At 36.4% G+C, this 12,179-nt stretch carries 10 protein-coding genes and 1 riboswitch; all 10 genes read right to left on the bottom strand.

Annotated features, from left to right (window positions below):
• Positions 1 to 64: 64 nt before the first annotated feature.
• A complete protein-coding gene (locus PHE88_04960) occupies positions 65 to 3,364 on the bottom strand; it encodes a prepilin-type N-terminal cleavage/methylation domain-containing protein (protein ID MDD5687167.1) in 3,300 nt (1,099 codons plus the stop codon).
• Between the two features lie 198 nt (positions 3,365 to 3,562).
• On the bottom strand, positions 3,563 to 4,855 hold the full coding sequence (locus PHE88_04965) for a hypothetical protein (protein ID MDD5687168.1): 1,293 nt from the start codon (positions 4,853 to 4,855) through the stop codon (positions 3,563 to 3,565).
• A gap of 361 nt (positions 4,856 to 5,216) precedes the next feature.
• Positions 5,217 to 5,303: riboswitch (cyclic di-GMP riboswitch) on the bottom strand.
• Between the two features lie 250 nt (positions 5,304 to 5,553).
• Positions 5,554 to 7,212 carry a chaperonin GroEL gene (gene groL, locus PHE88_04970; protein MDD5687169.1) on the bottom strand — a complete coding sequence of 553 codons (1,659 nt, stop codon included), beginning with the start codon at positions 7,210 to 7,212 and terminating at the stop codon, positions 5,554 to 5,556.
• Positions 7,213 to 7,326: 114 nt separating this feature from the next.
• Complete coding sequence (groES, locus tag PHE88_04975) at positions 7,327 to 7,614, bottom strand: co-chaperone GroES (GenBank protein ID MDD5687170.1); 288 nt, start codon at positions 7,612 to 7,614, stop codon at positions 7,327 to 7,329.
• 106 nt (positions 7,615 to 7,720) lie between these two features.
• The gene (locus PHE88_04980) at positions 7,721 to 8,476 is read right to left on the bottom strand and encodes a hypothetical protein (protein ID MDD5687171.1); all 756 of its coding nucleotides are present in this window, start codon (positions 8,474 to 8,476) and stop codon (positions 7,721 to 7,723) included.
• A gap of 89 nt (positions 8,477 to 8,565) precedes the next feature.
• A complete protein-coding gene (locus PHE88_04985) occupies positions 8,566 to 9,291 on the bottom strand; it encodes a type III pantothenate kinase (protein ID MDD5687172.1) in 726 nt (241 codons plus the stop codon).
• Positions 9,288 to 9,857, bottom strand: a complete 570-nt coding sequence (locus PHE88_04990) for a hypothetical protein (GenBank protein ID MDD5687173.1) — start codon at positions 9,855 to 9,857, stop codon at positions 9,288 to 9,290. The genes PHE88_04985 and PHE88_04990 overlap by 4 nt, the downstream gene beginning before the upstream one ends.
• Positions 9,850 to 10,302 (bottom strand): hypothetical protein, encoded by a 453-nt coding sequence (locus PHE88_04995; protein MDD5687174.1) that lies wholly within the window; start codon positions 10,300 to 10,302, stop codon positions 9,850 to 9,852. The genes PHE88_04990 and PHE88_04995 overlap by 8 nt, the downstream gene beginning before the upstream one ends.
• 187 nt (positions 10,303 to 10,489) lie before the next feature.
• Entirely contained in the window at positions 10,490 to 11,149 is a 660-nt protein-coding gene (locus tag PHE88_05000) for a biotin--[acetyl-CoA-carboxylase] ligase (protein ID MDD5687175.1), read from the bottom strand.
• Between the two features lie 91 nt (positions 11,150 to 11,240).
• A complete protein-coding gene (gene nadC / locus PHE88_05005) occupies positions 11,241 to 12,122 on the bottom strand; it encodes a carboxylating nicotinate-nucleotide diphosphorylase (protein MDD5687176.1) in 882 nt (293 codons plus the stop codon).
• Between the last annotated feature and the right edge of the window lie 57 nt (positions 12,123 to 12,179).

A 12,179-nucleotide genomic window follows, 5' to 3' on the forward strand; every position in this document is an offset into this window, starting at 1 on the left:
CGCGAAGCGGTGCGGCTACAATTATGATACAACATATCTTGATTAGGAGACTTTTTCAACTGTTTCATCTCTTAATAAAAAGCTGTAGTTGGTTATAACTGTAGTGTAAATCAATAGTCTCCCTATAACATTCCACACGGATTAAGTAAGAACCTGTCGGAAAATCTGCTGCAGGTACATTCCACGTATAAGTTAATGGAGGAGTAGTAACAAAGTGCCCTGAATTTTTTTCTCCCGGAGTAGTATCACTATCGCCATCACAATAATGCCATGTCGAACCTTTATCGTTGGAATATTTCAAACTATATTTAAGTGTTGTCGCTTCAGTATAACCGGCAGGATATTCTTCGGTATAATTATTACCACCCCATCGTTTCCAATCATTGCTCCATGCGATATTAATTGAAGTAGGATTAGTAAATGTATTACCAACATCTGTTGGACTGGTTATAGTTAATAATGGAACCTGAGAAATCTTAAATTCAGGAATAGCAGGAGATAAAACAGTACTGTATAAACCACCATCTAAAAACGCTCTAATTATTGTCATCAAACATAACTTTCCTATCAGGGCTGAACCAATTCCATACTGCCAAGCCAACCCATTAATTACAAAATAAAAATTATCAGTACCTTTGCTTACTCTTAGTGTTGAACTTGTACTCCAACTACCTGCAGGAGGACCGGCAAAATCAGTATTATAATAAGTTCTCGGGGTACCGGAAATAGCAGGAATTGAAAGAGTAGTCCTCTGACCTTGATAATCAAGATCACCCCACTCGGGAGGGAAATCCGTATTAACGTTAAGATTAATAGGGTAATCAAGCTTTAATAAATCTTGTGGTAGAGAAAAATTGAACATATTTGCAAGAGCTGACCCTAAAGGGTCAACTCTATGCGCATTATTATTATCACGGTATATCTGTTCAAGCGGACCAGAACCTAATCCTGTAGGTCCTCCGTTTGCAAACGATTGAAGTCCCCGGTTTAGGGTGAAAGGATCTCTATTTCTATCAAAAACAGCACCGGGTATATCAAGATATTTTGCACGATAAAATCTATCGGGAGTTGTACCTGTCCGTAAATTCCCATAAGTATTCCAATTTGCATATTCACTATCAGGATATAGCTCTCCTAACCAGGGCTTTGAGTACCACGACAGATCTTTCATAGCAGCTATGCGAGCAGTTTCAACCCTAGTATGATCAGTGCAAGAATCATAATCAGAAAGGACAGGACTCACACCAAGCCCAGGTATCATTTCACTAACATACTTTCTACCCGTTGAACCATCCGTAACAAATGGCAGTCTATTAAATACTATACCATTACCAAGAGGAGCATAACCTTCAGACCCGAATTCGCCTCCTATACCATAAAAACTAAAAGTCGCCGCACTTATACCTGTCAATATCGCCTGTGTTTTCAATAGTCCTTGACGATATGTCTGGTTAAATCTTGGTAAATCAATATCCGTTCCCCTATATATCCATGTAGACAACCAACCATTAGTTGCTTTACTAAATCCTTGATAATCTGCTGCAGGAACCGGCGTAAAATACCAATTGTAGCCACTACTTTGTTTAACATCTGAATAAGGACAATGCCGCGGATCACCCATAAATTGGTATTTCTCTGTAGCCGGAACCGCCGGAGTTGGACCTACCCATGTATATGTTCTTGATAAATTAGGAAAATCTGTTGTTGTATTATTTCCAATACGAGTTTCAAAAGTATTCATTCCATTTAACGAACCGGCTGTATTGGTAAATCTTATAATCCATCTTGCTGTGTTTTTGGGTATCGCGAGAGGACAAGCAAGGTCACGACTAAAGTAAGGAGCAGGAGTAATAACAGGATCTTCTACCGGACAAGGAATGTATTCTAAACCATACAACCATTTTGTTGCAAGTAATCCGCGACCACTTGGGTTCGGAGGATGCCTTAACGGAGTATTATATAGTTCAATTAAAGTATTTGTTAATGGAATAGGATGACTAACATGATAGTTAGCAGGGTCAGTCGCAGGTAAATTTGAATAATCAACTGTACTACTCCCAATAATTATGTTTACATGTATTGACCCTGTAGGAATATCTTTATCAGGTATAAAAACCGTTGCCACCGGTAAACTTGGTAAAACCGGAACATACGGATGGTTGTTTGGATTCATAAAATACGCATAGACCCTCAAAGATATATCTGAATTAATAGGATAATTTAATTTTTCAGGATGAGATACAACACGCACATCAGGAAAAGCCTGCGGGTCTTTAGCAGCATCTGAATAATTGCGGATAGGAGGATATGGCGTCTGTTCTGAGTGTAAATTTACTATTATTACATTCTTCCACTTATTGTGAATGACAGGATCATCGGAATTCATTTCTTCTATTAACATTCTCAAACTTACTTCAGGTTTTGGAAATATTGAATCATAAATTCGTTTCTCATCAGGATATCTTAATGCATGATTAAACCTGTCACTCATAACATAACTTAAAGGATTTGTAACAAGTGGATCAATATAAGGACTTGCAGCTGCATCTAATCTTACTCTGCCTTGCATTCTATCAGAATCAAAGTAAAGAAAATCACTATTATCTATCGCCCTGCATAATCCCGGGTAAAAATAGACAAATGGCATTGGAATATCGCTCGTATGATTAGTTTTGTTAACATAAGGAACATATTGTGTGTCCCTGCCATACGAAAGGCGGGTAACCCAATGAACCCGTAATTCCAAACCCGGACACCTTGACTGTATATCGCTTATCATCCTTTCAAACATTGGCTTAAGTGTAAAGAAAAAAACAGAATACCCGGGAACATTTTCTAATGCTAAAACGTATAAATCAAAAACTTGTGTAGGAACATACTTTGTTGTAATTGTTCTCAGGATACTCATCGTTTCTGCTAATGTTTCGGGGTGCGTTGGGTCAGAAGGCAATGCCTTATATACTCTGACATATACTTTACGGGTAAACGCATCTTCCGGAACTCTAAGAATAGTTACACGCCTTAAATATTTCCAACCGTTATTAATGCCAATATTATCGCTTGATACTGTTGACGGGTTGGTTATGTTTTTATCCGTAGTTAATACAGTATTATATGTGTTACCATCGTCATAATCATCTAAAACGTTAATCTGTTCCTTTTCTAAACCTGTAACAAGTGACCTTAATTCTTCCATCATCTGTATTACTTTTTGAGTAGCAAAAGTTTTTTCTTTTATTCTAACAGTCTGATTACTCATAAAATATTGTATTTTTGTTATTGACAATACTATTATGACAAGTATTATCATAGTAATAACTACTTCTATTAAACTGAATCCTTTGTTGTTAATTTTGATGTTCATAATAATTTTTCCGCGTAGGGGTGGGCTTGCCCACCCTTTATCGGGCGACTCCGCCACAAAGCATTGGCGGACAAGCAAGGTCGCCCCTACAACAACTTAACCGAGCAAGCTCGGTAACTACAACTACACCAGACCTTGGACATTGGACTTCGCCCGCCACTAAACATTGGCGAGGTAGGGACATCGGACAATTGTCACCTAAAAATTCGGGATATCTAATCTCCGGATTGCTGATTTGTTTTCCCTGTATTGACATATTCGTTGTCTAACTGAATCTACTATTGATTGGTCATAAGCAATTTCTGCTACATCAGTAGCAGCTGTGTTAGATAATGTTAAACCGCGATATGCTATAACACAACCGCTGATATAACAAGGCGGATTAATTGTCGCAATTCCACTTACATATATTACTCCACTATATAAACTGCTTGTATTAATATCTATTGTAAGATTACCATTTACAATTAAAATACCACTTGACCGCAATGGTCTTTCTGCAGTAAAATTAGCATCACCGTTGATATATATAAGCGCCATATCCGGCATAGGACTAGGTAAATCACTGACACTATTAACTGAATAATCAGCCAACGCTCTCAATTGCAAAGTTGAAACCCCAAGAACAAAAGATACAGTGTAGTCAGTACCCGGGTATGATTGATACTGCGGAGTACCCAATACTCTACCAGTTGCAGCAGTAGAAATGGCGCTATAATCAACAATAAACGGAGTTGTTCCCAAGGAACGACCACAACCAACAACTGAACCTGCATTTACTTTAGCATATTTTTCTATTATAACTTTTGCGTTTGATGTAGGCGGCGGGGCAGTACCTCCATTGTTCACAAAAACAGCGCAAGTTGGAACTTGCAAACTAAGCCTTATAATCTCAGTTGATATTTTTGACTTAGAAACTATTTCATTCGGAGGGACATTAAAAGGTACAGCCGGATTATGACGACGATAAACATAACCGGTACTTACAAAAGACCATGCAAGTCCGTCTCCTTTTTGTCCGGTACCCGGATTAAAACGTTCCGAGGTAATATCATGTGCTGCTTCCGGATCATATGGAAAGTTATATGGAGCAACGGTATCTAATTGCCGTTTAATTTCATATCTTGCCCACCTTATACCATTTTCACTTAGTTCATATTCTTTAACAAGTCCTATATTTTGATTAATAGTTTCTGTGCTTGTATTAGGATTAAAAGCTCCATCTTCCCATGTATGAGGTACTGGTGCTGAATAGCTACTATGTACCGGCTGGTTTGGTTGTCTTTTAAACCAAGCAATAGTATCTACTAACCCGGATCTGGCAACATTTTCAGCTTCACCCACTGTGTCTTGCTGGTGTCTGCTTTCTTTGATGCTGGTTGTTATAAGCTGTGCGCCTGTAAGTATAAGTATCATCACAGCAAAAAGCAAAATTACAACTGTGAGTAGTGCGACACCTTTATTTGATTTATGGTTATTTAGTAAGGTCATTTTGTTTTGGTACCCACATATAGCACGCCAAGGGCGTGCAACTACAAATTATAACCGAGCAAGCTCAGTAACTACAACCATATCTTGACATAGCACCGTAAGACGGTGCGACTACAACTTTTAATCTAACAAACCTGCCTGACGACAATTATGCCCGGTAACTACAACTAAATCTATTTTTTTGCTTGCCAAGGGCAAGCAACTACATATGCGACGTAAAAAATAAAACCAAGTTACTGAATTCAGAGAAAATTAATTAGTTAATTAGTTAATTAAGTAATTCCAAATACCTAATTCTCTAATCTCTAATTAACTTTATCAATATTCGGCAACCTGGCAAGCTGATAGTTTTTTGTCGTGTATCGGCAACCTGTTAGCTTTAAGTAACTATCTTAGCCCTCGGTTTTGCGTACTCACCCTGATTTCTCAGGGGTTGCCTTTTTCGCCGCCCTTGGCTAATTTCGCCACTTGGCGGAAGTCTTCAAATACTTCTTGATACCTTATTATAAAGTATAACTTATTTCCTGTATTTTGTCAAGTTTTTTTGGAGTGGTTTTTTTTAAAGAAAATCATGCAGACCAAGGTCGGCAACTACATCAATATTTTAGTAGTAACTCCTTACTCCGTGAATAAAAAAAAGGGTAGGAAAACCCTACCCTTTTTTTATAACTATTTTTCTATTGAAGCTGTTTTTTCCATTAATACATTCCGCCGCCCATTCCGCCACCCATTCCACCAGGAGGCATCATAGGTGCTTTATCTTTTTCGGGAATATCTGTTATGAGACACTCGGTTGTTAATAGAAGCCCTGATATTGATGCTGCATTCTGTATGGCAGAAATAGTAACTTTTGCAGGGTCAATAATACCGGCTTTAATCATATCTACGAACTCGCCCGTCTCAGCATCCAGCCCGAAATTAACGTTTGACTCTTTCCGTATCCTTTCAACAACTACAGAACCTTCCGCTCCGGCATTTTCTGCAATTTGTCTAATAGGCTCTTCAAGAGCGCGTTTAACTATGTTTATTCCGGTTTGTTCATCTACATCAGTGCTTTTGAGTTTTTCAACTTCTACAATTGCACGAAGTAGAACAACTCCGCCACCGGGAATAATACCTTCTTCTACTGCTGCACGGGTTGCATGCATTGCATCTTCAACTTTAAACTTCTTCGACTTCATTTCAGTTTCGGTAGATGCACCTACGTTAATAACTGCAACTCCACCGACTAATTTAGCAAGCCGTTCCTGAAGTTTTTCTTTATCGTAATCAGATGTTGATTCTTCAATCTGTTTTTTAATCTGGTTAACACGTTTCTTTATGTCTTCTTTATTTCCTGCTCCGCCGACGATTGTTGTGTTTTCCTTATCGATAACGATTCTTTTTGCAGAACCTAACATTTCCAATCCGATTTTTTCAATTTTCAAACCAAGCTCTTCGGCAATCACCTGTCCTTTGGTAAGAGTAGCTATATCTTCAAGCATTTCTTTTCTTCTATCGCCAAAACCCGGTGCTTTTACTGCTGCACATTTAAGTGTACCGCGAAGTTTATTAACAACCAGCGTAGCAAGCGCTTCACCTTCAATATCTTCAGCAATAATCAAAAACTGCTTTCCGGTCTGTGCTATCTTTTCAAGTAAGGGAAGAAGGTCCTGCATTGATGAAAGTTTTTTGTCACTTATGATAATGTAAGCGTCTTCCAAAACTGCTTCCATTCTTTCAGCATCAGTAACAAAATAGGGTGAAATATAACCCCTGTCAAACTGCATACCTTCAACGACATCAAGTGTAGTCTCTGCTGATTTGCCTTCTTCAACAGTTATAACACCGTCTTTACCGACTTTTAATATTGCATCAGCGATAAGATTTCCTATATCTTTATCATTAGCGGAAATTGTAGCTATTTGGCCAATTTCATCTTTCGCCTTTCCAAGATCATCTTGAGGAATTTTCTTTGCAACTTTTTTTATGTAATTCACTGCTACTACTACTGCTTTATCAATTCCCTTTTTTACATGAATTGCATTAGCACCTGCCGTAATATTTCTTAAACCCTCAGTAACAATTGATTGGGCTAAAAGTGTAGCAGTTGTAGTACCGTCACCAGCTACATCGTTTGTTTTTGATGCAACTTCCTTCACAAGTTCTGCACCCATATTTTCAAACGGATCTTCAAGTTCTATCTCTTTTGCGATTGTTACACCGTCGTTAGTTACTGTCGGAGAACCATACTTTTTGTCAAGTATAACATACCTGCCTTTTGGTCCCAGCGTAACTTTTACCGCATTTGCAAGTTTATCAACTCCTGATTTTATTGCTCGCATTGCTTCATCTGAAAACTTCAGTTGTTTTGCCATTTTACTTCTACCCCCTATACGCTATACACTGATTACCGCTAATTTTTTTAACGCTGCTCGCCACTGATTTTTATCTGCGAACATCTGCGCCTTTTATCTGCGGTTATCTGCGTTTTAACCAACTATCCCTAGTATATCATCTTGATGCATTATGAGATATTCCTTATCTTCAATTTTTATTTCTGTTCCGGAATATTTACCGTAAAGAATTTTATCACCTGACTTTACATCCATCGGAATCTTCTTTCCCGAATCGTCAACTTTACCGGGACCAACCGCAACAATTTCTCCTTCCTGCGGTTTCTCCTTCGCTGTATCAGGAATAATAATTCCACCTTTTTTCTGTTCCTTTTCTTCTAACGGTTTTACAATAACCCTATCACCAAGCGGTTTTATCTTCATAGCCATAACTCAATTCACCCCCTTTCATTTATTTACTCTTAGATGCAACTCTGTTAAAAAAGTTTCAAAGAACTGTTAGTATACTTAATAAAATTGCATTGTCAACCTAAAACTTCAAACCAAGACCAAAATCAACTCCCATGTGGTCTACTAGATATGTAGCTGCTACATTTATATATGTGAATGGAATCAGTGAAAAATTTACACCACCGACATATCTTGTCGCAGTTGTAGTAACATTGAGATTCAAAACCTTTCCGACACTAACCAATTCAGCAGTTGCAAAATCCGTTTTAAGATTTGTACTATCTAAAGCAATTCCAATATATGGCTCTATCATAGGAATCTTTATAGAAAAAATGCCGGAAAGCGAATTGACACTTGCTTTGAATGTTGAATATTTCAACTGGTTATAAGAATACATGGCAGATAATCCCATTTTTACAACTGCAAATTCTTTTTCAATAATACCGTACTTTACACCAGCACCGAGCATTTCAACACCTTGTGTTTTAGGAAAACCTCTAAGCGTAATATCAAAACCCATAGGAAGCCCTTTAGAAAGCTGGATAAACGGTAATCCGTACGGCTTTTTCCCAAGATTAGTTTTAAGAATAATATCGTCATCGGAAGGTTTCATAGATGAAGCAGTAGCAATTCCGACATCAATACCCGGCACGAGTCCAAGCGTATTTCCTGAGTGGAACATACCACCTGCTAAAACCGAACCCAAATCTTTCGCTAATGGTTTCACATATGTATTCTCAAGCTTATTGATAAGTTCGTCAAAACCAAGCGTTGCCGAAAAACCATAACCCGAAACTAAAATACAAATTACAAAAAAACTAAAAATCTTTTTCACAACTTTACCTCCTTTGAAAAATGTGTAAAGTGTGATGTGTGATGTGTAATGAAACAACACTCATCATACCTGTTTAACACATAACTAAATTATTTGTTTTGCAAATTTTCAAAAACTATTTTAAGACCTTGTAGAGTAAGGTCTTCATCAACTATAAAATTTTCCCAAGAGGTCTTAGAAAAATATTTTGAAATAAAATTTGAATAACCACCCGTTAAAATAATTTTTAACTTTTTACTATTTGAAAAGTCACCCTTAATCCTTTCTACCACCTCCTTTATCAAACCAATATGTCCATAAAATATTCCGGACAATATTGCTTCTTCCGTATTTTTACCTATAACATTATCAGGTATCCGAGGTTCTACTTTTGGAAGTTTTGCTGTTCTTTCATATAAAGAACCGGCAGACATCTTAATTCCCGGTGCAATCACCCCGCCTAAATACTCGCCTTTTTCAGAAATAACATCAAAAGTAGTGGCAGTTCCGGTATCAATAACTATTGAAGGAGTACCATACAACTCATTTGCTGCAACAACATTGACAAGCCGGTCAGTACCAACTTGTTTGGGATTTTTTAACTTTATTTCTACTCGAACATTTTTATAGTTAACAACTACAGGTTTTTTTAATTTTTTCCCCACTCTTGAAGTCAGGCTTGGAACAACGGATGAAATTATAGCCCTATCAGAACCAAGATATGGAATTCTATTGAACTTTCCTGAAAGTACTTTCCTTTTTGAGATTAATTTTCCATTTTCAAAGAACCCGAAATTAATTGTTGTATTCCCAATATCAACCGCAAGTAGTTTCATTGTAAAGGTTTTATTGTAAGAAGGGATGCTTTGCCGGATTTAAGATGGAGCGTTCTCTTATTATATTGGTCGTTTATTTGTTTTCCATCAACCAAAAAAGCATATTTATATTCACCCGGCGAAAGCAAAACCATAGCTTCCCAAAAAAAGTTTACACCTTTTTTCATCGGATTTGCTTTTTTATCCCATTTATTAAAATCACCTATAAGAAATACATTTTTAGGCTTTGAACTTCTATAACGAAAAATTATTTTCCTTTTTTGTAATTTATCCGACCCGTTTGCATTATTGACAACAGTCTCCGGTTTTACTGAAGTAGGTACATTTGAATTAGCAAACCTATCAGATTTAGAAGACGTTGCTGTTGGCGTGGCTATTACTACCTCAACCTTTCTTATCTTTCCGCTTTGTTTATCAGATAGTTGCGAAAAAGATTCTCCGGTTGCGGTAGTTTGAAGAACCGGTTTTTTTACATTTCTCTCTTTGAGATATAAAAGCCAGCTACCTATTAAAATTAAAACAATCCCGACACCAAATCCCACATACGAAATAATTTTCTTATCCATTTTTATTTTGTAACTCAAGGTTAATCTTCATTTCTACCTGTTCCATCTTTTTCTGAATACCGTCTATTTTTCTTGAAATATCTTCCGTGTGTTCTGTAAGATTAGAAATTACCGGCACAAGCGCATCCACTTTTGACGGTTGATTTTGGCCCTGTGTCGTTTTTAAATCATCTATTTTTGTTGATATTTTATTAAAAACAGCCTGAACAGATGATTCAACATCCTCCCTGAACATGTCCATTTTTGCAGTAAGCTCATCTATTCTTTCCTCAACTAACCCGATAATCATCGTTTTATCCTGCTGTGAAAAATCCTCTGCCGTTTGCCTTTTCACTTTTTCCAAAAGAAGTAAAACAACAGATATTGTTATAAAACATAATCCTATTGCAATTATTATAACAAGCCATATAGCATTCAAATTATTGAGACCGTTCAAAATACCCATATTTATTTATTCTTTGATTCCCTGTGATTTACAACAAGATACTTTGATTGTCATTCCGCACTTGATGCGGAATCCAATATTTTTTCTGGATTGCCACTGGAGTCTAACCTATAGATTCCCGCTTTCACGGGAATGACAGACTTATAAACATATTATATTAAATTTTTAGGGAAAATCAACATGGTTTTCAACTTTTGCAATATTTTTTGTACTTCTCAAATATTTCTTTATCAGTAAATCTAAAATGATAATTTTCAAAGTTTTTGATTATCCTGTTTAAAATATTTATAATAGTCCACTTTTTTCTTGTAATTTCTTTCATCGAAATCGCTATATTTTTAAGACTTTTAGGGATTTTATTGTTGATATTTATTCCGACACCGATTACAACCCATTCAGCATTACTTTTACTTATGGAACTTTCCGTAAGAATTCCTGCAATCTTTTTATGTTCTTTCTTTACTTTTCCGGTATCTATTTTAATCATAATATCATTCGGGGGTTTAATAAAGCAGGAGTATCTTTTATTTTTCATCCGGGTAACCGAACAGGTATTTTTAAAAACATCAATTATTGCCAGTGCCATTTTATAGGTCAATAACTGGATTTTTTGCGGTTTATCCAAGATAACCGGTTTAAGAATTATCGAGAAATAAAGTCCCCCTTTACCCGAATCCCATCCCCGTTCAAACTGCCCCCGCCCGTTTAACTGTTTTTCAGAAACAATAATTGTTCCCGTAACAGATTTTTTTGCAATTTTTTTGGCATAATCCTGGGTTGAATCTATTTCTGAAAACCAAATTATATTTTTACCGAAATATTTAGTGTTTAGTTTTTTAACTATCATTTTTGTATTCTATTTAGCTTAGAGGAACTTTATTGCGGCTTGCCAAGGGCAAGCCACTACATTCTTTATACAATATTTCCAACAAACTAATCTATTTAGCTATTTCCAAGCAGATATCAAGTGATGGTGCGGAATGAGTAATTTTACCTATTGAGATTCTATCAGGTTTAAGAGATACTATTTTTTTTATGGTTTTAATACTGACATTGCCTGATATTTCTATTTCAGAATTTGAATTTTCATGGATATATTTTATCGCTTTTTTCATTTCGCGGTAATTCATATTATCAAGCATAATTATATCGGGCTTTAATTTTACAAATATTTCCACTTGTCTGATATTTTGGGCTTCAATCTCAATTTTTATTTTTGGATTTTCTTTCTTTAATTTCTTAACTTTAAACTCCAAACCTGCCTTGCCGGCAGGCAGGTCCTCAGCCATTTCTAAATGGTTATCTTTTATTAAAACCATATCCGAAAGATTCAACCGGTGATTGTACCCTCCGCCGCACCGAACAGCATATTTTTCTAATTCTCGTAATAAAGGCGTCGTTTTTCTTGTATCATATATCTTTGGACATTGGACATCGCCCGCCACTAAACATTGGCGAGGCAGGGACATCGGACCTCGGACTATTTCTACATATTTTCTTGTTAATGTTGCTATTCCTGAAAGGTGTTGCATGAAATTCAAGGCAGTTCTTTCACCGGTCAAAATTGCTCTTGCCTTACCTTTCAATTCCGCAACTACTTGCCTATTCTTAACTCTTTGACCTTCCTTGACATTCTTTTTAAAAATAATTTTTTTATCCAATTGTTGAAAAACCATTTTTGCCATATCCAAACCGCAAATTATTCCGTTCTCTTTTACCATAATTTCCGCAGAAATTATTTTATCTTTTGGTATAAACAAGTTCGTGGTAATATCACCTTTTGGTGTATCTTCTTTTAACGCAAGCTTTATTAAGTTCATAGTGTTTAGTTCGTAGTTCATAGTTTTTTGCTGATAGATTCCCGATAGAATCACTCG

The organism is Elusimicrobiota bacterium, assembly GCA_028718185.1.
Classification (GTDB): domain Bacteria; phylum Elusimicrobiota; class UBA8919; order UBA8919; family UBA8919; genus JAQUMH01.

Coding starts and splice junctions, on each gene's coding strand:
- PHE88_04960 (MDD5687167.1), bottom strand. CDS start 3,364: ATGAACATCAAAATTAACAACAAAGGATTCAGTTTAATAGAAGTAGTT.
- PHE88_04965 (MDD5687168.1), bottom strand. CDS start 4,855: ATGACCTTACTAAATAACCATAAATCAAATAAAGGTGTCGCACTACTC.
- groL (MDD5687169.1), bottom strand. CDS start 7,212: ATGGCAAAACAACTGAAGTTTTCAGATGAAGCAATGCGAGCAATAAAA.
- groES (MDD5687170.1), bottom strand. CDS start 7,614: ATGAAGATAAAACCGCTTGGTGATAGGGTTATTGTAAAACCGTTAGAA.
- PHE88_04985 (MDD5687172.1), bottom strand. CDS start 9,291: ATGAAACTACTTGCGGTTGATATTGGGAATACAACAATTAATTTCGGG.
- PHE88_04990 (MDD5687173.1), bottom strand. CDS start 9,857: ATGGATAAGAAAATTATTTCGTATGTGGGATTTGGTGTCGGGATTGTT.
- PHE88_04995 (MDD5687174.1), bottom strand. CDS start 10,302: ATGGGTATTTTGAACGGTCTCAATAATTTGAATGCTATATGGCTTGTT.
- PHE88_05000 (MDD5687175.1), bottom strand. CDS start 11,149: ATGATAGTTAAAAAACTAAACACTAAATATTTCGGTAAAAATATAATT.
- nadC (MDD5687176.1), bottom strand. CDS start 12,122: ATGAACTTAATAAAGCTTGCGTTAAAAGAAGATACACCAAAAGGTGAT.